This is a genomic window from Dokdonia sp. Hel_I_63, assembly GCF_007827285.1.
In the GTDB taxonomy this organism is placed as follows: domain Bacteria; phylum Bacteroidota; class Bacteroidia; order Flavobacteriales; family Flavobacteriaceae; genus Dokdonia.
The window spans coordinates 2,108,972-2,135,188 of sequence record NZ_VISD01000001.1; the positions used below are offsets into that span (position 1 = coordinate 2,108,972).

Below are 26,217 nucleotides of genomic sequence, written 5' to 3' on the forward strand. Positions count from 1 at the left end.
CGGGAAGTGTGTGGTTTTACGCTTTCGCGAAAGCGTAATAATAACCCATCAAAAAAGAGAAATTATAAATTTTAATATGCATTAACTTGCTATTTGTTAATGAGGTTAACTCATAAACAAGTGTAATTATGAGATTCTGAAATTTAACAACGCTATATAGTAAGTGAAAAGTGATATGTACTTTTAATAAAAATAATACCCATGTCTAGAGAACCAAAAATTGAGAGATTTAATACAAACGTAAAGTCAAAATATGAAGTGTATAACGCTATATTTATGACACTTCCCTTTGACGGTATTTCAAATACAGGAGTACTTCTACCGCTTTTTCATTCTATTTGTAAAGCAGGATATGAAGACAATAAAAATCCTTCAGAAATCATTGAGTATTTCTTTGAGAGATACATGAGAGATGCTTCGGCAAAGGAAAGAGAAGATTTACTGTTTAAGTTTATTCAATATATAGAACGCCAAGTAGTACTTTTTGATGCGATAGAGGATGCTTCATATCGTATTGTAAACAATATGGACGGACGCGGAACACTGCGTAACATAAAAGAAGAAGCAGAGGCAACTGGTAAAAAAGAAGAGCTTATTGCTTACTTAAATACTTTTAAAATAAGACCAGTACTTACTGCACACCCTACGCAATTTTATCCAGGAGTTGTGCTAGGTATTATTAATGATCTTAGTGAAGCAATACGAGAAGACCGTCTTGAAGACATAAAATCATTACTGGCTCAATTAGGAAAAACACCTTTCTTTAAGAAAGAAAAACCAACGCCTTATGATGAGGCAGTAAGTTTAATATGGTACCTAGAAAATGTGTTTTACCATAGTGCAGGTGCTATTTATGATTACTTACATAAGCACTTAATACAAGACGAAACTTTTAGTAACTCACTAGTAGATTTAGGTTTTTGGCCAGGTGGAGATCGCGATGGTAATCCATTTGTGACTACAGCAATCACGCTTAAAGTTGCACGTAAATTACGCAGCACCGTACTAAGGAATTATTATCGCGAACTAAGACAACTGCGTCGTCGTATAACTTTTCAAGGTACTGAGGAACTTCTGGGATCATTAGAGGTTGCGTTGTATAAAGCGATTTTTATAGAAGGTAAGCCAGAGATTGATCAAAAGCATATTCTTACCGTTCTTAAAGAGGTGCGAGATGTCGTGCGTGATAAACATCAAAGTTTATACTTAGACCATATAGATAGCTTAATTCACAAAGTAGAACTGTTTGGGTTACATTTTGCTTCCCTAGATATAAGACAAGATAGTAGTATTCATAAAATTGTATTCGAAGAAATAGTAGCACATGCTCAGATAGATGGTAAAGCCATATTTCCAGAGAACTACTTGAGTCTAGATGACGAAGCACAGATTGCCTTTTTAAATGATGTTTCTGGCTCCTTAGATCCAGAGAGTTTTAGTGAAGAAGTTGTCACAAAAACACTAGGTTCCATTTATGCAATGAAAACCATTCAGGAAGAAAATGGAGAAAAAGGCTCAAACCGTTATATCATTAGTAATTCACAAAGTGCATTGCATGTAATGCAGGCGTTTACGTTCTTAAGACTATGTGATTGGGATATGCCTACTGCAGATGTTTCCCCACTTTTTGAGACCGTTCCAGATTTAATTGCTGCGCCAGAAGTGATGGAGGCGTTGTATACAAACCCAACCTACAGTGCGCATTTAAAGCGTCGCGGCATGCGCCAGACTATCATGCTAGGCTTCTCTGATGGAACCAAGGATGGTGGGTATCTCATGGCAAACTGGAGTATTTTTAAAGCCAAAGAAGCAATGACTGCCATGTCTAGAAAATATGGGGTTACTGTAATCTTCTTTGACGGTAGAGGAGGACCACCAGCACGTGGAGGCGGAAAGACACATCAATTTTATGCATCTTTAGGGCCAAAAATTGAAGCTCAAGAAATACAACTTACAGTACAAGGACAAACCATCAGTTCAAATTTTGGAACATTGGATTCATGTCAATATAACCTGGAGCAATTATTAAGTAGTGGTGTTGCAAATGAAGTTTTTGCTTCTGCAAATAATGACATTACAGATACTGATAGAGCCACACTAGAAGCACTAGCTCAAAAGAGTTATGAAGCTTATACAGCTTTTAAACAGCACGATAAATTCTTGCCGTACCTAGAGCGTATGAGTACGCTTAAGTATTATGCAAAAACAAATATTGGTAGTAGGCCAAGTAAGCGTTCTCAGAAGTCTACGCTAGATTTTGGGGATTTAAGAGCAATTCCTTTTGTGGGCAGTTGGAGCCAACTTAAACAAAACGTTCCAGGATTTTATGGCGTAGGTACTGCGCTGGCTTCTTTTGAAGAAAAAGGAACACTTGACGAGGTAAAAGAGCTTTATAAGAACAGTTCATTCTTCCGTACGCTGCTTGAAAATAGTATGATGAGCCTTACCAAGTCATTCTTTGGCTTAACGGCTTATATGGCAGATGACGAGGAGTTTGGTGCTTTCTGGAAAATTCTATTTGATGAATATGAGCGTAGCAAGCGATTAATGCTTGAAGTGTCAGGACTCAAGGAGTTAATGGAAAATGAGCAAGCTGGTAAGGCTTCCATACAAGAAAGGGAGCGCATTGTATTACCACTTCTTACCATCCAGCAATATGCATTGAGAGCTATACAAGAAATGCAAAAATCTGGAGAACAATCAGATAAGCTTGCTGTGTATGAGCAGATGGTGACGAGATCATTATTTGGTAATATTAATGCGAGTAGAAACTCGGCATAAAAAAGCATCATAAGGGAGTAATGCGTTGCTCCCTTATAATAGTTAGAGTACCTTTGCGCCAGCAGGCCGCCTTATTGATCCAGCAATGGATAGGAAAGTCCGGACACCATAGGATAGCATAGCGGCTAACGGCCGTCACGCTAAATTTATTTTTAGTGGAGGACAAGTGCAACAGAAAGAATGTACAGGTAATGCTGTAGCGAACCCAGGTAAACTCTATGCGGTGCAATGTCAAGTATACTCACAGTTAAGTGCGATCCGCGCGTTGTGAGAGGGTAGGCAGATAGAGGTTACTAGTAATGGTAATCCCAGATAAATAATAAGGAATCTCTAGAATCATCTAGAGTGAACAGAATCCGGCTTATAGGCCTGCTTTTTTTAAGATTTTACAAGCTTTTTATAACAAATAAATCCCGCTAGTTGCGGGATTTATTTGTTATACTATATATGTTATGCTTCCCAAAGTGAATTCGGGACGAGTCTTGCGAAAGCGTGCTTGAATAAATTGTTATTCTTCTTCGTCGCTTTCTGGCATTTCAAAAAAGCTGAAGGCATTCCCACCATAATTACGTGTTTGTACATAATTAGGAAACGAGTCCATTTTAGTATATTTTCCGTGTTCTATGATCAAGGTGCCATCTTGATCTAGCAAATTTTGTTTAAAAACAAGCGTTGCTATTTTTTCAAAATCCTTAATGTCGATGTCGTAAGGTGGATCTGCAAAAATAATATCATAAGTGCCTCTTGCACGCTCTAAATACTTAAATACGTCACTTTTTATAGTTTGAATTGAAAATTCAAACTCCTCTGCCGTTTTATTTATAAACTGCACACAACCATAATTTGCATCTACGGCTGTAATCTGGTCTGAGCCGCGTGAGGCAAACTCATAACTTATATTTCCTGTACCAGCAAAAAGGTCTAAAACCCTAAGCTGGCTCATATGGTAATTGCTTCTCAGAATATTAAACAATGCTTCCTTTGCCATATCTGTGGTAGGGCGTACGGGTAATTTTTTTGGAGCAGCGATGCGGCGTCCTTTATATTTTCCTGAGATTATTCTTGTCATAGTAGTGTTGCGAGTAGGGATTGAGATCTTGTGAGGCTGGTAGACGGACTATCTTTAATAATAAGATGTCTGATGTACGTATGTGCTATACTATAAAATTCGTCATCCTTTTCTATAGTACCTGTAAGTGTTACAGATGTATTTTCTGGATTGAGTTCTAGTTGCTCTAGAGTGAATAGTAGGTAATATATAAAATCTTCCTTGGCGCGTATCTCAAACCTATTAATAAAAAGTAGTTTTTTATTCTTTACAACGCCCATCTCAAAATACGAGCTTTGTAAATTTATTAATACTTGAGCTTCTTCATTATTAGAATACTCCGTAAGAAGATGTTTTGCAAATATTGTAGTACTGTGATAATACTCAAACGATCCAACAGTGTCAAAGAAGAAGTTGTTTATGTTTGAATAGGGCACATAAACATTGATAAGATCATAAAAATCTATGGTGTCGTGAGCTATATAATCAGTACTTAAAATCTTTGTATTAAACTTGAGATAGTCTGCGGCCTTCTCACTATCAAATAGCGCCTGTGGGACAAGTGTAAACAACTCGTTAGCATATACCACAGTAACCTTAGAAAAGGGTTGTGCAAGCGCCTCTATCTCTTTGAAAGCCTTTTCTATTTCAACGAGTAGGGTTGTAGGATTCACGTTTTCGCGAAAGCGCACCACCTCTGCATCCTTTACGTCCTTAGAATGGATATGTTGAGTAAAAAAAGAAAGTCCATCCAAATGTATTTGGATGGACAGACTATATAATGAATTTGTATGCTTGCTATTAGTCATTAGCACCGTAACTCTTAGGCCAGTTACCATTTGTGTTAATAGAAACCATTGACCCTACAGTTAAAGCATCACCATTTACACCGTCTACAGATACAATTTGCTTTTCTTTTTGAAGATAGTCTTTATCTTGATCTGCAAGTAAAATATCCTTTTTTATAGATATTTCAAAAACAGGATACATTGTGTTACTTTTTTCAATTTCTCCAGCGTCCATTGTATACTTTGCATCGATTCCTTCAATAGGAACATTGATCATTGTCTTATAACGATCTGAACCTTTAAATAAAGAGTCCTTAATAGATTTAGTACCTAATGTATCTGTAACAACAATTTCTTTGAAAGTATCTACACGGAAACGCTTAGTTTTTTCTACATCAAGTATAGTTGTATCTCTACGTTGAGTTATTGTGAACTCAGCTGTGTCTATAAAACGAACTAGTTTGTCAAAGTCTTTTTCATATTTACCTGTTACAGTTTTATGAGCTAATTGAGCCTGACGTAAGTCTCTCATATTGGTAATAGCGGCCTTATATCGCTTTTCTTTTATTTCATTAAATTCTACCTCTCCCCAAACTGCGTTAAAAAGAAGGTAGCCTAAAGCGGCAATTACTACCCAAAGTACAAGCTGTATTACTAGTTTCATGTAATGATGTTTAAAATTAGTTATGGTTAGGAACAAATCTACAATTTTTTTTTACACACAAAAATTTATTATCTCATTTTTCATTATGTAATTTGCGAGCATTCTCAACCTCCTATGATTAAAGAACCCAGAGCATTTTACAAGCAGCTAGTTAAGGACTTTGTGCACACACCTACTTTAAAGCAAGACAGGCTGTTAGAGCAATTGTCTACTTTTCTATTTGACATATCTAAGGATAAAGTGTTTGTTCTTAAAGGGTTTGCAGGTACAGGTAAAACAACAGTAATTGGGACTGTAGTTAAAAATTTATGGCAAGCTGGCATGACATCTGTGCTCATGGCACCTACAGGAAGAGCTGCAAAGGTGGCGAGTAATTATAGTAAAAAGCAAGCCTATACCATCCATAGAAAAATTTATTTCCCCAAAAAAGAGCGTGGAGGCGGCGTTTCTTTTAGTCTGCAACCCAATAAGCATAGAAACTGCATTTTTATAGTTGATGAAGCATCTATGATCTCTGATAGGGCTGCAGAGTCTAAGTTTTTTGATAATGGGTCACTACTGGATGATATGATGCAATACATCTATAGCGGTCATAATTGTAAGCTCATTCTGGTAGGTGATGAGGCGCAGTTACCACCAGTAAAGCTTGATATGTCACCTGCACTTGACATTAATTTGCTTTCCATGCAGTATAATAAAAATGTCGAGACCATACAGCTTGATGAAGTAATGAGGCAAGCAGAGGATAGTGGTATCCTTATGAACGCAACCGCTTTAAGGGAGCAACTCTCTGAAGAGTTTTATGAAGATTTTAAATTTGACATCGCAGGATTTACAGACGTTGTGCGACTTATAGATGGTCATGAGATTATGGATGCCATTAACGACTGTTACAGTAGTGTAGGTACAGAAGAGACAGCCATCATCGTACGGTCTAACAAACGAGCAAACTTATATAATCAGCAAATAAGAAACAGAATTCTATTTCAAGAGGAAGAAATTTCGGCTGGAGATCACTTAATGGTGGTAAAGAACAACTACTTCTGGATTGATGCAAAAAGTGATGCTGGATTTATTGCAAACGGCGATATTGTAAAGGTGCTAGAAATTCTAGCAATTAAGGAACTCTACGGTTTCCGTTTTGCAGAGGTAAAAGTGCAAATGGTAGATTATCCACAGATGCAACCTTTTGAAACTGTTGTCATGCTTGACGTACTTACACTTGAGACGCCAGCACTTCCTTATGAGCAAGGTGACACCTTATATAAGGAAGTTCAAAAAGATTATGCAGACGAAACTTCTAATTACAAACGTTTCCAAAAAATAAAGAATAATAAATTCTTTAATGCCTTACAGGTTAAATTCTCCTATGCAATCACCTGTCACAAATCACAAGGTGGACAGTGGGATAATGTTTTTATAGAGCAACCCTATCTTCCTGACGGGATGAATAAAGATTATTTGAGATGGTTATATACAGCTATCACACGATCTAAAAGTAAGCTGTACTTAATAGGTTTTAAAGATGATATGTTTGTAGAAGAGGCTTAAGTTGTAGGTCTTTTGGAGCTATTTCCCGCTTTACGTTACAATTCCTCATCGCGGCTGCGCCAGCTCTTGCGGGATTTTCACTGCAATCGGGGCTAGGGTTAGGTTAGTACGTTGGCACTTTTCTTTTTCATTCTTACCTTATGCACATTATTAGTTAAGTTTACCGTTATGAGTTTTGAGTTAATTGTAAGTATCATTCTAGGGTTTTCTCTAGCGGCATCTGCTGGTTTTAGAGTGTTTGTCCCTTTATTAGTATTAAGTCTTTCGGCACATTTTGGTTGGTTTCCTGTAAACAATTCATGGGAATGGGTGGGAAGTGTTCCCTCATTAGTGTTACTAGGAGTCGCCACAATTTTTGAAATAGGAGCTTACTTTATCCCTTGGGTAGATAATATTCTAGACACTATATCGGTACCACTAGCTGCAGTAGCAGGTACATTATTAATGGTAGCAACGATGGGTGATATGGATCCTACCATCACATGGGCACTGGCCATAATTGCAGGAGGCGGAGCAGCGGCAGCAGTTTCTGGCACTACAAGTGCTACAAGATTAGGAAGTACTGCAACCACTGGCGGACTCGCAAACCCGGTAATCGCTGGGACAGAAACAATTGCTGCGACTACAGTCTCTGTGGCAAGTATATTTTCTCCTATTTTGGCACTAATTCTCGTATTGTTATTAGTGGGCTTAGTTTGGAAGGTAATTCGTCGTCTTAGAAGAGCATAGCTTTTGTACTCTTTTCACTAACTTCGCTACTTGTTTTGAGGTGATGTATCACGCTGTCGAGAAACTCGTACCGAATTCACTTCGGGAAGCGTAAATAAATCCTTTCTAATTTTCTAAAAAATATTTTTTTTGAGTAAAGAACTTAAAATTATAGCCATGATTCCTGCTCGCTATGCAGCCTCACGTTTTCCAGGGAAAATGATGAAGGATTTGGCTGGTAAGCCAGTAATTGTGCGCACTTACGAGAGTACTATTGCAACGGGACTTTTTGATGAAGTATTTGTAGTTACTGATAGTGAAGTTATTTACAAAGCGGTAGAAGATGCTGGAGGTAAAGCAATCATGAGCATAAAAGAACATGAGTGTGGCAGCGATCGTATTGCAGAAGCAGTTGCAAGTCTTGATGTAGATATTGTGGTAAATGTACAAGGTGATGAGCCTTTTACTACACGAGAAGATCTTGCACCGGTACTAGATGTATTCTATGGTGACGATGCAGATCAAATAGATCTTGCAAGTGTAATGATGCCCATGACAGATGTATCTGAAATTGAAAATCCTAATAATGTTAAGGTAATAGTAGATAACGCAGATTTTGCTCTGTATTTTTCTAGATCTCCTTTGCCTTACGTGAGAGATACTACAGCTGGTATAACTACCTACAAGCATAAGGGAATATATGCTTTTAGAAAGCAAGCTATTTTAGACTTTGCTTCTATGAACATGACACCATTAGAAAAAGCAGAAAAGATAGAATGCATCCGCTTTTTAGAATATGGTAAAAAGATAAAAATGGTACGTTCTTCCAAGCTTGCTATAGGAATTGACACTCCAGAAGATCTTGAGGAGGCAATAAAAATTTATAAAGGTTTATAAAAGTTATGGGATTTTTTAAATGGATATATAACGATGTTATCGGTTGGAAAGCAATAGGTGATTTTTCGCAGGATACCGTAAAAAAAGCGGTGGTAATAGCCGTACCGCATACCAGTTGGCATGATTTCTATATGGGAATATTATTGCGAAGTGCACTTGATGTAAAAATAGGTTTTATAGGAAAGAAAGAGCTTTTTAAATGGCCTATGGGCCTTCTCTTTAAGGCCATGGGAGGCGCACCTATAGACAGAACTCCAGGTCAAGATAAAGTACAGTCTATCGCAGATGTCTTTAAGGATAAAGAAGAATTTAGACTTACAATCGCCCCAGAAGGAACGCGTAAGAAAGTTGATAAGCTCAAAACGGGTTTTTATTACATAGCCCTAGCAGCAGAAGTACCTATTATTATGGTAGCTTTTGATTTTGGTAAGAAAGAGCATCGTATTTCTAAACCATTATATCCATCTGGAAATATTGAAGAGGATATGAAAACAATCTATGCATTTTTTAAAGGAGCAGTAGGGAAGGTGCCTGAGTATAGCTTTACTCCAGAGGAATAAAAGAATTGTTACAGACGTAAAAAAGGCTCAATTACAAAATAGTAATTGAGCCTTTTTAGTAATATAGGTGTTGAACTTATGCCTCAGTGTATGTACCTGCTGTTTTCTTTCTCCATGCATCTAGCATCCAGCTTGTTTTTTCTAGCTCGCGTATGTATGCTCCAATGAGGTCAATAGTTCCCTCGTCACCAGCCTCATCTGCTTTTTTCACAACTGCACTTAACTGTTTTAAAATTATGCCATGGTCCTCAAGGATGTTATCGACCATGTCTCTGTCTGATAAATCTGACTTTGCCTCTTTGATGCTTGATTTTTCTAAATAGTCAGAAAGATTACTTGTAGGTGCAAAACGCAATGTAAGAATTCGCTCTGCGATTTCGTCAATTTTTAATTTTGCGTCATCGTATAATTCTTCAAATTTAATATGTAAATCAAAGAAATTTACTCCTGAAATATTCCAATGAAAGTTACGAAGCTTTTGATAGTATACGTGGTAATCTGCTAATAGTGTGTTAAGCTCGTTTACAGTATGATTAGTTTTTTCTGTATCTAAGTTTAGGTAATTCATAGTTCTTTTTTTTTGTTTTACGTAAAACTACGAAGTAGTGTTCATTAGTGTTAAAATTAGAGTTGGTTTAGTATAAATTTAACCCATTATACTAAGATTATCGTAAAATTAGTAGAGTTCTCTGGGCAGTCAAAATAAACTATATTTGCTCAAATTTTTTTATTATGATTAATAGTGTGTATCCTCAAGTAACGGGGAAGAAAGTATTAGTAACGGGAGGAGCTGGATTTATAGGTTCGAATATTTGTGAGGTATTGATTGAGCATGGAGCAATAGTAATTTGTTTAGACAATCTAGCTACGGGTCACAAGCATAATCTTGATGCTATTATGTCAAATCCTAACTTTACCTTTATAGAAGGAGATATTAGAGATATCAATGTATGTAAGAGCGCTGTTTCTAATTGTGACTATGTTCTTCATCAAGCTGCACTAGGATCGGTACCTAGATCTATTCAAGATCCTGCAACAAGTAATGAAGTAAATGTGGGAGGTTTTTTGAACATGCTTATAGCGTCTAAAGACAAGGGGGTGAAGCGCTTTGTGTATGCTGCGAGTTCCTCTACTTATGGTGATTCTCAAGGATTACCAAAGCAAGAAGATATTATTGGGAAGCCATTATCACCATATGCAATTACAAAATATGTAAATGAATTATATGCAGATGTATTTCATAAAACATATGGATTGGATTGTATAGGTTTGCGATATTTTAATGTATTTGGTCGTAAGCAAGATCCCAATGGGGCGTATGCCGCTGTTATTCCAAAATTTACAAAATTATTAATGGACCATGAATCGCCAGTGATGAACGGTGATGGTACATTTTCTCGTGATTTCACGTATATTGACAATGTTATTCAAATGAATATTCGTGCTATGCTTACCGAAAATGAGGAAGCAATGAATACTGTATACAATGTTGCTTACGGAGAAAGAACTGATTTAAACGAACTTGTTGCGATACTAAAAACTGAATTAAGTCAGTTTGATAGTGAAATTGCGGATGTTGAAATAAAATTTGGACCAAAAAGAGCTGGGGATGTTCCACATAGCCTAGCGAGTATTGATCGCGCAAGAAGTAGAGTAGGGTACGACCCACAATTCAGTATTAAAGACGGACTCAAAGAAGCAATGGTATGGTACTGGAAAAATTTAAAATAGAGTTTTTTGCTTTCGCGAAAGCATAAAAAATATAGATATGACAAAAATAAAGGTAGGAGTTATTGGATTAGGTTATGTTGGATTACCACTGGCTAGGTTATTTGGGACTAAGTACAATACGGTAGGATTTGATATCAACAAAAAACGTATTGCTGAACTTCAATCAGGCACAGATAGTACATTAGAGGTTGCTGACGAAGTGTTACAAGGCGTACTTAAGACTGAAAATAATGACTTAAATGGATTGTTATGTAGTGCAGATAGTAAGGATATTAAAGATTGTAATTATTATATTGTAACCGTGCCGACTCCGGTTGATAAAAATAACAGACCTGTTCTAACTCCTTTATATAAAAGTAGTGAGACTGTAGGTAAAGTTTTAAAGAAAGGTGATATCGTTGTTTACGAGAGCACTGTTTATCCTGGTGTAACAGAAGATGAGTGTGTGCCAGTTTTGGAACGCGTAAGCGGACTTAAGTTTAATGTAGACTTTTTTGTAGGGTATTCTCCAGAACGTATTAATCCAGGAGATAAAGAACATACTGTAGAGAAAATACTAAAAGTGACCTCTGGAAGCACTCCTGAAATAGGGAAGAAAGTAGATGATTTGTACAGCTCTATAATTACTGCAGGAACGCATCTAGCTCCAACTATAAAAGTAGCAGAAGCTTCTAAAGTAATCGAGAACTCTCAACGTGACATCAATATTGCTTTTGTAAACGAACTAGCTAAGATTTTTAATTTGATGGGTATCAATACACATGATGTCCTAGAAGCAGCAGGTACAAAGTGGAATTTTTTACCATTTAAACCTGGCCTAGTAGGAGGTCACTGTATAGGTGTAGATCCATATTACCTAGCACAGAAAGCACAAGAATTAGGATATCATCCAGAAATTATTTTAGCAGGACGTCGACTTAATGATAGTATGGGAGCATATGTGGCCTCTGAAGTGGTAAAGCTTATGCTTAAAAACGATATCAAAGTAAAAGGTTCTGAACTATTGATTCTTGGAATTACTTTTAAGGAGAATTGTCCAGATGTACGCAATACGAAAGTAACAGATGTTATAAGACATTTGAAAGAATTTGGGGTTAATGTAACGATATTTGATCCATGGGTAAATGCTACCGAAGTATTTCATGAATACGGTCTAGATGCTCTTACAGAAGTTCCAAACCAAAAATATGATGCTATCGTACAAGCTGTGGCGCATAAAGAATTTGCTTCTTTAGATTTAAATTCTCTTAAGAATGATAAATCTGTAGTTTATGACGTAAAAGGGGTGTTAGGTAATAAAGCAGATGCTAAGCTGTAATGAACATTCTAATTACAGGTGGAGCAGGTTTTATAGGGTCTCACGTGGTGAGACTATTTTTAGAAGTTTTTCCTAAAAGTCATATTTACAATCTTGATATTCTTACTTATGCTGGAAACCTAGAGAACCTTTCCGATATAGAAGCGTCTAGCAATTATACATTTATAAAAGGGGATATCAATGATGCCCCTTTTTTGATGAATCTGTTTTCTAGTTACCAATTTGATAAAATAATCCATCTAGCGGCAGAATCACATGTTGATAGAAGTATAAAAGATCCTTTAGCATTTGTACAGACTAATATTATTGGTACACTTAATCTTCTTAACGCAGCAAGAAGTATTTGGAAAGAAGATTACTCTTCAAAACTTTTCTACCACATTAGTACAGACGAAGTCTACGGTTCACTAGGTGAAAGCGGACTCTTCACTGAAACTACTTCTTATGATCCAAATTCGCCCTATGCAGCCTCGAAGGCAAGTTCAGATCATTTTGTAAGGGCTTATGGGGAAACCTATGGTTTGCCATATATTATTAGCAATTGCTCTAATAATTATGGTCCTAACCAATTTCCAGAAAAATTAATTCCTTTATTTATCAATAATATTATCGAGGGTACATCTTTGCCTGTTTATGGTGATGGTAATTATACGAGAGATTGGTTATTTGTGAAGGACCATGCGGCTGCAATAGCACTTATATTTGAAAAAGGTACATTAAAGGAAACCTATAACATTGGCGGTTTTAATGAGTGGAAAAATATTGACTTAGTAAAGCTATTGTGTGATATAATGGATGATAAGCTTTCGCGAAATCGGGATTCTTCAAAATCACTTATAACTTACGTGAAAGACCGTCAGGGTCATGATAAGAGGTATGCAATAGATGCAACAAAAATTGAAAAAGAACTTGGTTGGAAACCATCTGTTACTTTTGACGAAGGTCTATCGCGAACCGTAGATTGGTATCTTGCTAATGATCAGTGGCTCAAAAATGTAACTTCTGGATCTTACCAAGAATATTATAAAAAAATGTACTCATAATGAAAGGTATTGTACTAGCAGGCGGCTCGGGGACGCGTTTATCACCACTTACAATAGCGGTAAGTAAGCAGTTGTTACCCGTGTATGATAAACCTATGATTTTCTATCCTATCTCTGTGTTAATGCTTGCGGGTATAAGAGAGATATTAATAATAACTACACATGAGGATAGTCACCTTTTTGAGCGTTTATTGGGTGATGGAAGCACGCTAGGCTGTAATTTTCAATATGAAGTTCAAGAATCACCTAATGGACTTGCAGAGGCATTCATAATAGGTGAATCATTTATAGGACCGGATAAAGTAGCACTAGTTCTAGGAGATAACATTTTTTACGGTAATGGTCTTAGTCAGTTATTACAAAGTAAAAATGATGTAGATGGTGCAGCTATTTTTGCTTATCCAGTTAGAGATCCAGAACGATTTGGTGTTGTGGCTTTTGATAAGGAAATGAAAGCAACAAGCATTGAGGAAAAACCGAGTACACCAAAGTCTAATTACGCAGTTCCTGGAATTTATTTCTATGATAACGAGGTAGTGGGGATTGCAAAGAAGATAAAACCGTCAGAACGAGGAGAGCTAGAAATTACTACAATTAATCAAGAATATCTCAAGAAGAAAAAACTTTCAGTAGGTATTATGAGTAGAGGTATGTCTTGGTTTGATACAGGCACGGTAGATGCGCTTGATGATGCGACAGAATTTATAAGAGTATTACAACGTAATCAAAGCACAATGATAGCTTGTCTTGAGGAGATTGCTTACAAGATGAATTGGATATCATACGAAGCACTTAAGGCAAGTGCATCAAGGTATGGTAAAGGTGCTTATGCACAATATATAAATACACTATAGTGGAATTTCAAAAAACAGCATTCAAAGATTTAATTATATGCACTCCAAAAGTGTTCGAAGATGATCGTGGTTATTTCTATGAATCATATAATTCGCAAGCTTTTGAAAAATTTTCAGGTTTCTCTCCAGTGTTTGTTCAAGATAATCAGTCTAAATCATCATATGGGGTACTAAGAGGACTTCATTTCCAGATAGGAAAACATGCGCAATCTAAACTTGTAAGAGTAATTGAGGGTGAGGTGCTTGATGTAGTTGTAGATCTTCGTAAAGAAGAGCCTACCTATGGAAAATCTTTTACTATCAAACTTTCGGGCATTAATAAAAAACAACTCTTTGTGCCTAAAGGGATGGCGCATGGATTTATTACATTGAGTGATACTGCTGTCTTTGCCTATAAGTGTGACGCGTTTTATGATCAACAAAGTGAACGTGGACTTGCTTACAATGATGTCTCATTAAAGATTGATTGGTTGCTTGACGAGCATGAATTTTTGCTTTCTCCTAAGGATTTAGAAAACCCTATGCTCTGCGAACTTAAAAACATTTCTTTTTAATGAATGTTACTGCGAGTAATAGAGAGGTCACTTTAAAAAAGATTGTAGTCACTGGAGCTCTTGGTCAGCTGGGAATGGCTTTACTAGAGCAGTCTAAGTACCATAAGGATTTTTACTATGTGTTTCTTTCAAGAAAAGACTTTGATATAACTTCTCGTGATAATATCTCATCAGTGTTTGATACACATCAACCAGATGTTGTTATCAATACTGCTGCATATACAGCCGTAGATGCTGCAGAAGACGATAAAGATCAAGCATTCCTTATTAATGAAACAGCTGTGGGTTATCTCGCAGAGGAGTGTAAAAAGCGCGATTGTGCATTAATTCATGTCTCTACAGATTATGTTTTTGATGGAGATAAATCCACTGCCTATGTAGAAAGTGATAATCCTAATCCGCAAACAGTTTATGGTGTGTCAAAACTAGGCGGGGAACAATTAATTGAGGCTTCCAATATATCAAAGTACGCTATTATTCGTACGTCATGGGTTTATAGTGTGTACGGTCACAATTTTGTAAAAACAATGCTGAGATTAGGGGAAGAGAGGGGACAGCTCTCTGTTGTCAATGACCAGTTGGGTTGCCCTACTTGGGCAAATGACCTTGCAGATACTATTTTAACTGTTGCCCGAGAATTGAAAGAAGATAGTTCTGGCGTATATCATTTTTCTAACAAAGGAAGTATTACTTGGTATGATTTCGCGAAAGCCATCTTTGAGAACTCACAAATGGATGTTCTCATTACTCCAGTTACTAGCGATTCGTTCCCCACCAAAGCAGAACGCCCTAAAAATAGTGTGCTAGACACGCATAAGATTGAAAAGCAATTTCAAGTTGATATTCCAGAATGGGGTAGTTCGCTGCAAAAAATGCTCAAAAGACTTTAATGATTGAATCTTGGAAAACTATCGCAATTCAAGCTGCAATAAAAGCAGGAGAAGTTATTATGGATGTTTATCGTCGTGACTTTGATGTAGCACATAAATCAGATAATTCTCCACTCACTGAGGCAGATCTAAACGCTCATGAAACCATTGTCGGTCAGCTCCAGCAAACTGGAATTCCAATATTGAGTGAGGAAGGGAGTGAAATACCTTTTGAGACTCGCATAAAATGGGATCAATTTTGGATGGTAGATCCTCTAGATGGTACTAAGGAGTTTGTAAAACGCAACGGCGAGTTTACGGTAAATATCGCTTTAATGGTAGGTCACAGACCTGTTTTTGGTGTGATTTATGTCCCTGTGCATAAAACTATATATGCTGGTGGATCTGATGATGGAGCCAGTTATAAGTTGGTTGGTCCAAAAGATGATATTTCTTGGGAAAAGTTGATAAATAAGGTAATCCCGCTTTCGCGAAAGCTTAAAAACTACAATAACCTTAATCATGTCAAAGTAGTCACCAGTCGCTCACATTTAAATTTAAAAACGCAAGAATTTGTTAAGGACTTGCAGAATGCAGGTAAAAATACAGAAGTAGTGCCATCTGGTAGTGCGTACAAGTTTTGTCTTGTTGCAGAAGGAACTGCAGATGTGTATCCTCGTTTTGGGCCTTGTATGGAATGGGATACTGCAGCAGGAGACGCTATTTGTGAAGGAGTAGGAGGAGCTGTTTATGTTGAGCATACAAGTGAGAGACTATTCTACAATAAAGAATCACTTTTTAGTCCTAACTTCGTAGCACACTAATTGATTTATGAAAATTCTTGTTACTGGCGCTGCTGGATTTATAGGCTATCATCTTTGTAAACGCTTACTGAGCGAGGGTCACACTGTGGTAGGCCTCGATAATATAAATGATTATTATGACCCACAACTCAAGTTTGATAGACTTAAAGAGCTGGGTGTGGTGAGGGAACAGGCAGAAAAGTGGAATACACCTTCTACTAGTAAGCTACACGGAAATTTCTCATTTATTAGGTTAAATCTTCAAGATAGGGAAGGGTTACCTATACTGTTTAAAAGAAATTCATTTGATCAAGTCTGTAATCTCGCAGCTCAAGCAGGAGTGCGGTACTCTATAGAAAATCCAGAAGTGTATGTAGATACTAATATTGTGGGTTTCTTAAATATTTTGGAATGCTGTAGAGATTATAAAGTTTCAAAATTGGTTTATGCTAGTAGTAGCAGTGTTTACGGTAATAGTAAAGAGGTCCCTTTTACAGAAAAACAGTCTGTAGATGAGCCTATAAGTATTTATGCAGCGACCAAAAAATCTAATGAGTTAATGGCGCATACGTATAGTCATCTATTTAATATAGAGACTATAGGACTACGATTTTTTACCGTTTACGGACCTTGGGGAAGGCCTGATATGGCCATGTTTTTATTTACAGATGCTATATTAAATAAGAGACCTATTAAAGTTTTTAACGAAGGTAATCTCTCACGTGATTTTACTTATATATCAGATATCATAGAAGGGGTAATAACAGTGATTACTGGTACTTCGCGGACTAAAAAACCAATCTATAATATAGGGAATAGTGAACCGGTCAAGCTGTTAGATTTTATTACGGTATTAGAATCGGAGTTAGGTATAACTGCTATAAAGCAAATGATGCCTATGCAAGATGGCGATGTACACAGAACATGGGCAGATGTTTCCTCATTACAAAATGATTTTGGCTATGCACCATCCGTCTCTGTTGCAGAGGGAATTGCAGCTTTTCTAGCTTGGTACAGGTCTTATTATTAAAATTTTAGAGCTTCACTATTCAATTAATTCTGTAAATTGATTTATTACCTTATATTTTGAGTGATGGTATCATTAATTTATATATTTGCGAGCTTAAACAAAATTTATAATGTCTGTAAAAAATATCTGTTGTATTGGTGCTGGCTATGTGGGAGGTCCTACAATGTCAGTCATAGCTCAAAAATGTCCACATATTAATGTTACTGTTGTAGATCTTAATAAAGAAAGGATTGCTGCATGGAATGATGAGGATTTAAATAAGCTACCAATTTATGAACCAGGTTTAGATGCAGTAGTAGGTGAGGCTAGAGGTAGAAACTTATTCTTTTCTACAGAAGTAGACAAAGCTATTGACGAAGCAGATATGATATTTATTTCTGTAAATACTCCGACTAAAACTTATGGGGTAGGTAAGGGAATGGCCGCAGATTTAAAATTTATTGAACTTTGCGCAAGGCAAATTGCTAGAGTTGCTACAACTAATAAAATAATTGTTGAAAAGTCAACTTTACCGGTAAGGACTGCTGAAGCACTTAAGAGGATTTTAGAAAACACAGGTAATGGTGTACAATTTGATATTCTTTCAAATCCAGAATTTTTAGCAGAAGGTACAGCAATAGAGGATCTTCAAAACGCTGATCGAGTACTAGTAGGACGAGAAAATACAGAGAGAGGAATTGCTGCAGCAAAGAAACTTACAGATATCTATGCTAATTGGCTTACTCCAGAAAGAATTTTGACGACTAATGTTTGGTCTTCTGAACTTTCTAAACTAACTGCAAATGCATTCTTAGCACAGCGTGTATCGTCTATAAATGCCTTGTCGGAATTGTGTGAAGTTACTGAAGCAGATGTTAATGAAGTAGCACGAGCAATTGGTTCTGATTCGAGAATAGGACCTAAATTTTTGAAAGCGTCTGTTGGATTTGGAGGGTCTTGTTTTCAAAAAGATATATTAAATCTTGTATACATTGCCAAAACCTATGGTCTTGATGAAGTAGCAGATTATTGGGAACAGGTCATTATTATGAATGATCATCAAAAAAGAAGATTTGCAAAGAAAATAGTAGAAACCTTATTTAATACAGTTTCTGGTAAAAAAATAGTCTTGTTAGGTTGGGCTTTTAAAAAAGATACTAATGATACAAGAGAATCTCCTGCTATATATGTAGCAGATTATTTGCTAAGTGAGCAAGCGGAGGTTGTCGTATACGATCCTAAAGTGCCATCAGAAAAAGTCTATGCAGATTTAGACTATTTAAATACGAGATCTGAATCAGAAAACAAATCATTGGTTACAGTGGTGAGTAATCCAGCTGAAGCATTTAAAGATTCCCATGCGATTGCAGTGTGCACGGAGTGGGATGAATTTAAAAGTTACGATTGGAATTCCATATATGATGATATGTTGAAACCTGCATTTGTTTTTGATGGAAGAGCTATTTTAGATATTGATAATTTAAAATCAATTGGTTTTGATTGTTATAGTGTAGGTAAAGGATAGTTGACCTAGGCATATTTGTTTTATTAATTTATTAACGTTTATGGTAATTCAGTTTTTTTTTAAAGTATTTACATTTTGTGTATGAAATATATTAATTGCGTTGTACTGATTGTTTTTTTATTGTTTTTTACTATAGGTCATTCTCAATCTTTCGACCCTAGTAATTTAAAGTCACTTGATATTGATGCTTTGTCTGATGAACAAGTAAGTTCATACTGGGAACGTGCACAAGATGAAGGTTATAGTTTAGGTGATTTAGAATTAATAGGTGCATCTCGAGGGCTTTCTAAGAGCCAAATCACTAAACTTAAGCGCCGTATCGAAAGTTTGCCAGTAACCTCAGGTGTTGGTAGTTCTTCGCAAGAGGAAGTAGTTGATTCGAAAGTCGTAAGAAAAGCACCAGCTAGCGACGAAAGAAGATTTGGCAGAGGTGAATTGGAAAATACATCTACTTCTATTTCTAATCCCTTGTTCGGGTTTGATTTTTTTAATAACCCAAATATATCTTTTGAACCTGCTCTTAATTTAGCTACTCCAGAAAATTATCAGTTAGGTCCAGGTGATCAAATAACTATATCTGTTTTTGGTGCTGCCGAAGATGTTTTTGAACGCACTGTAGGGGCAAATGGCTCTATAAATATCCCAAATTTGGGGCCAATAGTTTTAAGTGGTCTGACAATAAAAGAAGCAAGAACAAAAGTAAATGGGCGTTTTAAATCAATTTATAGTGGTATTTCAGCCCAAGAAAATAGTCCTTATAGAGTTAATGTTGATCTTTCTCTTACTGGTATAAGAAGAGTTCAAGTTAATATTATAGGCCAAGTAAAGGTTCCCGGCACCTATAGTTTATCAGCTCTTTCAAATGTTCTTAATGCACTTTATGCTGCTGGTGGGCCTACTGAGAATGGGACTTTTAGAAATATACTTATTGTAAGGGATGGTATTGTTGTAGGTAATTTTGATATTTATAAATATATCATTTCAGGAAATACTGAAGGTAATTTATTTATTAAGGATCAGGATGCAATTATTGTAAGACCTTATGATAAGCGTGTAAATGTAACTGGTGAGGTAAAGCGTCCAGGTCTTTATGAGGTCTTGCCCAATGAATCTTTTACTGATTTGAGTCTTTATTTTGGAGGATTTACATCAAATGCTTATAAAGAGAAAGTTGTTATCGAACGCGTTGAAGGCGCTCAGCGTTCAGTAAAAGAAATTGACGTATCTGAATCTAATGTAGCCTTGGTAGATGGGGATCTAATTGATATTCAACCTATAACCGATCGTTTTGTTAATAAAATTACCATCGAAGGGTCAATTTATAGGCCTGGATCTTATGAGTTGCAAGCAGATATGAAGCTTTCTGATTTACTTCAAAAATCTCTCGGACCAACAGATGATGCTTTTTTAGAACGAGCGATTTTATATCGTACTAATAAAGGGCTTAAGAAGGAGGCTATTTCTTTTTCTATTACTGAAGTAGTTAGTGGAGATTTTGATATCTTATTAAAAAGAGAAGATGCTGTAAAAGTGTTCAGCAGTAGTTCATTAGAAGATTCAATGACATTATCTATAAACGGAGCAGTAAATGATCCAAAAACAATTCCATTTATTGATGGTTTAAAAGTTGGTGACCTTATTGCTTTAGGGGGCGGGTTTAGAGATGGCGCAGATCCTCTTTCTGTAGATGTTTTTAGACGCGTTGTAGACGAAGATTTAAGCACGGAGAGTAAAATTTTGAAATGGTCTGGAAATGAGGAGCTTTCAGTCGGCATAAAAACAGATTTTGAACTGAAGCCTTTTGATAGAATCTCTGTTAGATTTAGAAAAGGTTTTGTCAAGCAACAAAGTGTTTCCGTAAAGGGTGAGGTTTTTTATCCAGGAGAATACTCAATCGTTTCTAAAAACGATCGTGTATCAGATTTGATACAAAACGCTGGAGGCCTTTCGCCATACGCAAATATCAAAGGAGCAACATTAATTAGAAAATTGAGAGTTCGTGATGAAAAAACACAAAGAGCTTTAGTCGAAAATCTGAGTGATGATGGGGAAATTATTAATGAAAATAATGATAAGGAATTCAGAATTGCACTAGATTTAGAAAAGATACTTAGCTCTAATAAAAATAAATTAAAATATGATATTATTTTAGAGGAGGGTGATCAATTAACAATTCCCTCATTCAAGCAAACGGTAGAGGTTCGAGGAGAAGTCCTAGCTCCCTCTCTAATTCGTTTTGATAAGCGAAAATCATTAAAAAGTTATATTAACGGTTCTGGAGGTTTTACCTCAAATGCAAAGAAAGGAAAAGTTTATGTAATTAAGGCTAACGGAGAAGTTTCCTCTACTAAAAAGTTCCTTTTCTTTAGAAACTACCCAGATGTAGAGCCTGGGTCGGTAATTTTAATTCCACCTAAGCCAGAGAGAACAGGTGGTCTGTCTGTACAAGAGATAATAGGTATAACTACTGGACTAGGGACTTTAGGATTGTTAGTTGATAGATTAGCAAATTAAAATAAATTATTATTGAGTAATTATATCTCGAAACGATAACTTATGAAGAAGGAAAGTACATTCGATGTAGAGTATATCATAATAAATTTATTAAAATTTAAGAAGTTGATATTATTTTCAACATTTTTTATTTTTATTATGAGTATTATTATTATGTGGGGTACACCAAAAATGTATAGCTCACATACTTCTTTTATCCTTCAAGTTTCAGAAGGCAAAAAGCTCAATAGCAATATTAGTAGTGTTGCAAAATTGGTGGGTATTAATGTAGGTGGAGGAAGTAATGAAAATTTAATTTATCCTACACTTTATCCAATTATTTTTAAGAGTGGTCCTTTTCAAAAAAAGCTATTAAATTCTGAGATTACTAGTAGTTATGAAAGCTCCCCTATAACAATAAGTGAATATTTAGGTAAATATCCTCAAACGAGCAGCCTCGATGTTATCCTTGGCTATACAATAGGCCTTCCTGGAAAAATAGTAAATGCAATAAAATCTAATAAAAGCCCTGCAATTAGTGATCAATTCAAAAAGATATCTGATTCAACCTTAGTTTATCTTTCGTCTAAAGAAGAAGAGAGAATTGGCTTTCTTTATGAAAATCTTAGTCTTGGTGTGAATGAGGATGATGGTATTATAGAGATTAACAGCTCATTTCCTGAAGCTCTAGCATCTGCTCAAATTGCCGGGATTATTCAAAATCACTTGCAATCCTATATAATAGAAAGTAATATAAAAAAGACAAGAACTGAGTTTCAATACATCACTGATCGTTTAGAAGAAGTTAAAGATGATTATGAGATTAAGAGAGCAATTCTTGCAAATTATCAAGATCGTAATATAAATCTTAGAAGTAACATTGCATTAAATAGATTAACTCAACTTGAAAACGATTTTGAACTAGCATCGGAGGTTTATTCAAATGTTCTTAGTGAACATGAGAGTATGAAATTGCAGCTCAAAAGAGATACACCTGTATTTATGACGATAGAACCGCCCGCAGTTCCACTCAATGCAAGCTCTCCCAAGAAGTTAAGAGGTGTAATTCTCATAACATTATTTGGTTCACTTTTAGTTATTGCACTAATCTATTTAAGAATAATTATTCTAGACTATGCGCGTGTATTTTTGAAAAAATAAAAATTGAAGACTCGCATAAAAATTGAAATTTAAAACTTGAATTTAGTATATAATTTTTAATTTAAAATTTAGAATAAATTTTAAATTGAGAAATAAATAAAACTTAGCAATGAAAAAAATATTAGTAACGGGTGGAGCAGGTTTTTTAGGTTCTCACTTATGTGAAAGGTTATTGAAAGAAGGAAACGAAGTTATTTGTTTAGATAATTATTTTACGGGTAATAAGATGAATGTAATTCATTTGTTAGAAAATCCATTATTTGAATTAATAAGGCACGACGTTACTGAACCTTTTTATGCAGAAGTAGATGAAATTTATAATTTGGCGTGTCCAGCATCACCCCCTCACTATCAACATAATCCCATTAAGACTATTAAAACATCTGTAATAGGGGCCATTAATATGCTTGGTTTGGCAAAGAGAGTAAATGCAAAAATTTTACAAGCCTCAACTAGTGAAGTTTATGGAGATCCAGAAGTTCACCCGCAAACTGAAGAATATTGGGGCAATGTGAATCCTATTGGATTGAGGTCCTGTTATGATGAAGGAAAAAGATGTGCAGAGTCTTTATTTGTGAATTATAAAAATCAAAATGATGTAAAAATCAAAATCATTAGAATTTTTAATACATATGGAACGAGGATGAATCCTTATGACGGGAGAGTAGTCTCTAACTTTATTGTTCAAGCATTAAAGGGGGAAGACATAACTATTTATGGAGATGGTAAACAAACTCGTAGTTTTCAGTATGTAGATGATTTAGTAGAGGGAATGATTAGAATGATGGCTTCAGATGATTCATTTACAGGTCCAGTTAATTTAGGTAATCCTAATGAATTCACAATGCTAGAATTAGCTCAAAATATTTTAAAGCTAACTAAATCACCTTCTAAAATTGTTTTTAGACCTCTTCCTCAAGATGATCCAATGCAAAGACAACCAAACATTTCATTAGCATTTGAGAAATTAGATGGTTGGAAGCCAAAAGTTGAACTTAAAGATGGGTTAGAAAAAACAATAAAATACTTTGAAAAAATAGTCTAGTAATTATTCAAAATTAAGGTAATTCTTGAAGGTTTTTATTAAGCTACTAATTTGTTAAATAATGAATGTTTTAAATTTAATTGGACGAGAGAAGCAATTATTTGCTAAGGATATAGCTCAATACGAAGATGAGTTAGTTGAGATCGTAAGTAGCTCCCGCTTCTTAGTTATAGGAGGGGCAGGTTCAATCGGTCAAGCTGTTACTCAAGAAATTTTCAAGCGAAACCCACTAAAATTGCACGTTGTAGATATTAGTGAGAATAATATGGTTGAACTAGTTCGTGATCTTAGGAGTACTTTTGGCTATATCGATGGAGACTTTAAGACATTTGCATTAGATATTGGTTCTATAGAGTATGATGCTTTTTTTGAAGCAGATGGGGCATATGATTATATATTAAACCTTTCAGCATTAAAACACGTGCGTAGCGAGAAGGACCCCTATACTCTTATGCGCATGATTGATGTAAATATTTTTAATACAGAAAAAACTTTAGTGCAGGCTATTGCTAAAGGAGTAAAGAAATATTTTTGTGTATCAACTGATAAAGCTGCTAACCCTGTTAATATGATGGGTGGTTCTAAAAGAATTATGGAGATGTTCTTAATGAGAAAAAGTGAAGAAATAAATATCTCTACTGCTCGTTTTGCAAATGTTGCCTTTTCAGATGGTTCTTTATTGCACGGATTTAATCAAAGAATCTTAAAAAAACAACCAATAGTGGCTCCCAATGATGTAAGACGATATTTTGTGACTCCCCAAGAATCAGGAGAATTATGTTTAGTTTCTTGTCTTTTAGGAGAAAATAGGGATATATTTTTTCCAAAATTAGATGAACATTTAAATCTTATTTCATTTGCAGATATTGCAATTAAATTTTTAGAACAAAGGGGCTATGAAGCTCATATGTGTTCAACCGAAGAAGAGGCGAGGTCTAAAGCTGATACACTAATAAAAGAAGGAAAATGGCCTTGTTTATTTACATCTAGTGACACGACAGGTGAAAAGGACTTTGAGGAATTTTTTACCGAAACAGAAATAATTGATTTAAAGAGATTTAATAATTTCGGAATAATTAAGAATGATGCAATTTATGATCAAGAAAAGCTGGAGATGTTTAGTAGCGAGATTAATCATATGAAAAATAATAGACGTTGGGACAAAGAAACTCTTGTAGACTTATTTCATAAAATGATTCCTAATTTTGGACATAAAGAAACTGGAAAATATTTAGATTCAAAGATGTAATCTATTTATCATCATACCATTAATGAAGAACGCAAATAAAGTAGTATACAATACAGGAATACTTTACCTAAGACTAATTTTGGGATTAGTTATTGGATTGATAACTACACGATTTGTTTTAGAAGCTCTTGGTGAAACTGATTACGGTATTTATATGCTTGTAGCTGGTATAGTAGCAATGTTAGGGATTTTAAATTCTAATATGTCTAATACATCCATGCGCTTTATTGCTCATAGTTTAGGTTCTAATGATGAAAAACTTCTAATAGCTACATTTAATACTACGCTGTTTTTACATTATTTTGTAGGTATTGTTGTTGTTATTTTGATGTTATTTGGCGGATATATACTATTTGAAAATTTTTTGAATATACCCCTAGATAAAGTTTTTGATGCTAAGGTGATTTTTGGATGTATGGTGCTCACTACTTTAATTACAGTTATATCAGTGCCTTATGATGCCTTAATAAATGCTCACGAAAATTTAATTGTTTTATCGTTAGTTGATATTGTAGGTGATATTCTAAAATTATTAATAGCTATTTATTTACTCTATAGCGATACTGAATTATTAATTCAGTATGGTGTTTTAATGCTTGGAGTTCAAATTATTCTTAGAGTAATTAAACAGGTTTATAGTAGAGTAAACTATAAGGAGAGTAAAGTAATTTACGCTGCTTTTGATAAAAAATTAATGAAATCTATTCTTAATTTTACAGGGTGGAATTTGTTTGGATCACTTGCCGCTGTTTCTGTAATTCAGATAAGGAGTATTTTACTCAATTCCTTTTTTGGTGTAAGAATTAATGCAGCAGAAGGTATTTCAAAGTCGGCTAGCACAGCTTTAAACATGGTATCCACGAGTATGACAATGGCTATAAATCCACAGATGGTAAAAAGCGAGGGTAGTGGAGACAGAGAGCGTATGATTTATATAACTAAAGTAAGTGCAAAATTTTCAATATTTTTATTTGGTCTATTTGCAGTTCCTGTATTTATTGAAGCACCATTATTACTTGAATTATGGTTAGTAGAGATTCCTGATTTTGTAGTAATTTTTTTCCAGATCACGGTTCTTACATTACTTTTAGAAAAATTCACATTTCCAATAACTGATGCAATTCGGGCAATTGGAGATATTAGAAAATTTCAAATAACTGAAACGTTTCTTTTTTTATTAAATATTCCAACCGCATATTTATTATTTAGCTTTGGTTATAGTCCATCTTCTATATATATCGTCGGATTATCTATTTCCGGTCTAGTTTTTTTCAATAGATTATACTTTGGAAAGAAAATAGTTGGAATAAAGCCATATAATTACATTCTTGAATCTATCATCCCTGTTATTATTCCAATATCTATATCTCTTATAATCGCACTACTGTTCTACTTTAATATGAAAAGCGGGTTTTTTAGATTATTAGTCGTCTCATTTTCTTTTGGATCCCTTTTAACTGTAATGTTCTGGAAATACGGTATTAATAAAAATGAAAAGGATAAATTTATACAAATAGCTAACACATTTTTAGCTAGGTTTAAAAATAAGTAGTAAATATTTAATTT

At 35.2% G+C, this 26,217-nt stretch carries 23 protein-coding genes and 1 other RNA gene; 20 read left to right on the top strand and 4 right to left on the bottom strand.

What is annotated here, in order from left to right:
• Nucleotides 1-201 precede the first annotated feature (201 nt).
• Together JM84_RS09240 and rnpB are read left to right on the top strand one after the other, a co-directional pair.
• The gene (locus JM84_RS09240; protein WP_144783886.1) at nucleotides 202-2,781 is read left to right on the top strand and encodes a phosphoenolpyruvate carboxylase; all 2,580 of its coding nucleotides are present in this window, start codon (nucleotides 202-204) and stop codon (nucleotides 2,779-2,781) included.
• A 58-nt stretch (nucleotides 2,782-2,839) separates the two neighbouring features.
• Nucleotides 2,840-3,161, top strand: an RNA gene (gene rnpB, locus JM84_RS09245) — RNase P RNA component class A.
• A 128-nt stretch (nucleotides 3,162-3,289) separates the two neighbouring features.
• Here the strand turns inward: rnpB and JM84_RS09250 are convergent.
• From JM84_RS09250 to JM84_RS09260, 3 genes are read right to left on the bottom strand one after another with little or no spacing between them, the layout of a single operon-like run.
• Complete coding sequence (locus JM84_RS09250; RefSeq protein WP_144783888.1) at nucleotides 3,290-3,850, bottom strand: RsmD family RNA methyltransferase; 561 nt, start codon at nucleotides 3,848-3,850, stop codon at nucleotides 3,290-3,292.
• Complete coding sequence (locus tag JM84_RS09255; RefSeq protein WP_186439111.1) at nucleotides 3,847-4,638, bottom strand: DUF3822 family protein; 792 nt, start codon at nucleotides 4,636-4,638, stop codon at nucleotides 3,847-3,849. Before JM84_RS09255 ends, JM84_RS09250 begins: the two co-directional genes overlap by 4 nt.
• The gene (locus tag JM84_RS09260; RefSeq protein WP_144783892.1) at nucleotides 4,631-5,281 is read right to left on the bottom strand and encodes a hypothetical protein; all 651 of its coding nucleotides are present in this window, start codon (nucleotides 5,279-5,281) and stop codon (nucleotides 4,631-4,633) included. Before JM84_RS09260 ends, JM84_RS09255 begins: the two co-directional genes overlap by 8 nt.
• Before the next feature lie 114 nt (nucleotides 5,282-5,395).
• Between JM84_RS09260 and JM84_RS09265 the strand changes: the two genes are divergently transcribed.
• The 4 genes from JM84_RS09265 (at nucleotide 5,396) to JM84_RS09280 (ending at nucleotide 8,997) form a co-directional block, all read left to right on the top strand.
• Nucleotides 5,396-6,832: an ATP-dependent RecD-like DNA helicase gene (locus JM84_RS09265; RefSeq protein WP_144783894.1), complete on the top strand. Its 1,437-nt coding sequence runs from the start codon at nucleotides 5,396-5,398 to the stop codon at nucleotides 6,830-6,832.
• 168 nt (nucleotides 6,833-7,000) lie between these two features.
• Entirely contained in the window at nucleotides 7,001-7,561 is a 561-nt protein-coding gene (locus tag JM84_RS09270) for a DUF4126 domain-containing protein (protein ID WP_144783896.1), read from the top strand.
• Between the two features lie 156 nt (nucleotides 7,562-7,717).
• Complete coding sequence (gene kdsB, locus JM84_RS09275; RefSeq protein WP_144785171.1) at nucleotides 7,718-8,437, top strand: 3-deoxy-manno-octulosonate cytidylyltransferase; 720 nt, start codon at nucleotides 7,718-7,720, stop codon at nucleotides 8,435-8,437.
• 5 nt (nucleotides 8,438-8,442) lie between these two features.
• Entirely contained in the window at nucleotides 8,443-8,997 is a 555-nt protein-coding gene (locus JM84_RS09280) for a 1-acyl-sn-glycerol-3-phosphate acyltransferase (protein WP_108878734.1), read from the top strand.
• A gap of 76 nt (nucleotides 8,998-9,073) precedes the next feature.
• On the opposite strand, the gene JM84_RS09285 is transcribed toward JM84_RS09280, so the two are convergent.
• The gene (locus tag JM84_RS09285) at nucleotides 9,074-9,565 is read right to left on the bottom strand and encodes a Dps family protein (protein WP_144783898.1); all 492 of its coding nucleotides are present in this window, start codon (nucleotides 9,563-9,565) and stop codon (nucleotides 9,074-9,076) included.
• A 164-nt stretch (nucleotides 9,566-9,729) separates the two neighbouring features.
• On the opposite strand from JM84_RS09285, the gene JM84_RS09290 reads away from it, so the two are divergent.
• The 14 genes from JM84_RS09290 to JM84_RS09355 all read left to right on the top strand — a co-directional run bounded on the left by JM84_RS09290 (nucleotide 9,730) and on the right by JM84_RS09355 (nucleotide 26,203).
• On the top strand, nucleotides 9,730-10,728 hold the full coding sequence (locus JM84_RS09290) for an SDR family oxidoreductase (RefSeq protein WP_144783900.1): 999 nt from the start codon (nucleotides 9,730-9,732) through the stop codon (nucleotides 10,726-10,728).
• 37 nt (nucleotides 10,729-10,765) lie between these two features.
• Nucleotides 10,766-12,046, top strand: a complete 1,281-nt coding sequence (locus tag JM84_RS09295) for a nucleotide sugar dehydrogenase (protein ID WP_186439112.1) — start codon at nucleotides 10,766-10,768, stop codon at nucleotides 12,044-12,046.
• Nucleotides 12,046-13,089, top strand: a complete 1,044-nt coding sequence (rfbB, locus tag JM84_RS09300) for a dTDP-glucose 4,6-dehydratase (RefSeq protein ID WP_144783902.1) — start codon at nucleotides 12,046-12,048, stop codon at nucleotides 13,087-13,089. The genes JM84_RS09295 and rfbB overlap by 1 nt, the downstream gene beginning before the upstream one ends.
• On the top strand, nucleotides 13,089-13,943 hold the full coding sequence (rfbA, locus tag JM84_RS09305) for a glucose-1-phosphate thymidylyltransferase RfbA (protein ID WP_144783905.1): 855 nt from the start codon (nucleotides 13,089-13,091) through the stop codon (nucleotides 13,941-13,943). The genes rfbB and rfbA overlap by 1 nt, the downstream gene beginning before the upstream one ends.
• On the top strand, nucleotides 13,943-14,497 hold the full coding sequence (gene rfbC, locus JM84_RS09310) for a dTDP-4-dehydrorhamnose 3,5-epimerase (protein WP_144783907.1): 555 nt from the start codon (nucleotides 13,943-13,945) through the stop codon (nucleotides 14,495-14,497). Before rfbA ends, rfbC begins: the two co-directional genes overlap by 1 nt.
• The gene (gene rfbD, locus JM84_RS09315; RefSeq protein WP_144783909.1) at nucleotides 14,497-15,387 is read left to right on the top strand and encodes a dTDP-4-dehydrorhamnose reductase; all 891 of its coding nucleotides are present in this window, start codon (nucleotides 14,497-14,499) and stop codon (nucleotides 15,385-15,387) included. The genes rfbC and rfbD overlap by 1 nt, the downstream gene beginning before the upstream one ends.
• On the top strand, nucleotides 15,387-16,190 hold the full coding sequence (gene cysQ, locus JM84_RS09320) for a 3'(2'),5'-bisphosphate nucleotidase CysQ (RefSeq protein ID WP_144783911.1): 804 nt from the start codon (nucleotides 15,387-15,389) through the stop codon (nucleotides 16,188-16,190). Before rfbD ends, cysQ begins: the two co-directional genes overlap by 1 nt.
• A 7-nt stretch (nucleotides 16,191-16,197) precedes the next feature.
• Nucleotides 16,198-17,199, top strand: a complete 1,002-nt coding sequence (locus JM84_RS09325) for an NAD-dependent epimerase (protein WP_144783913.1) — start codon at nucleotides 16,198-16,200, stop codon at nucleotides 17,197-17,199.
• Between the two features lie 109 nt (nucleotides 17,200-17,308).
• A complete protein-coding gene (locus JM84_RS09330) occupies nucleotides 17,309-18,703 on the top strand; it encodes a nucleotide sugar dehydrogenase (RefSeq protein WP_144783915.1) in 1,395 nt (464 codons plus the stop codon).
• Between the two features lie 81 nt (nucleotides 18,704-18,784).
• On the top strand, nucleotides 18,785-21,217 hold the full coding sequence (locus JM84_RS09335) for an SLBB domain-containing protein (protein ID WP_144783918.1): 2,433 nt from the start codon (nucleotides 18,785-18,787) through the stop codon (nucleotides 21,215-21,217).
• Between the two features lie 42 nt (nucleotides 21,218-21,259).
• Nucleotides 21,260-22,357 (top strand): hypothetical protein, encoded by a 1,098-nt coding sequence (locus JM84_RS09340; protein WP_144783920.1) that lies wholly within the window; start codon nucleotides 21,260-21,262, stop codon nucleotides 22,355-22,357.
• 109 nt (nucleotides 22,358-22,466) lie between these two features.
• On the top strand, nucleotides 22,467-23,402 hold the full coding sequence (locus tag JM84_RS09345) for a UDP-glucuronic acid decarboxylase family protein (RefSeq protein ID WP_144783922.1): 936 nt from the start codon (nucleotides 22,467-22,469) through the stop codon (nucleotides 23,400-23,402).
• Nucleotides 23,403-23,463: 61 nt separating this feature from the next.
• A complete protein-coding gene (locus JM84_RS09350; RefSeq protein WP_222428943.1) occupies nucleotides 23,464-24,651 on the top strand; it encodes a UDP-N-acetylglucosamine 4,6-dehydratase in 1,188 nt (395 codons plus the stop codon).
• 22 nt (nucleotides 24,652-24,673) lie between these two features.
• A complete protein-coding gene (locus JM84_RS09355; protein WP_013752260.1) occupies nucleotides 24,674-26,203 on the top strand; it encodes a lipopolysaccharide biosynthesis protein in 1,530 nt (509 codons plus the stop codon).
• Nucleotides 26,204-26,217 lie beyond the last annotated feature (14 nt).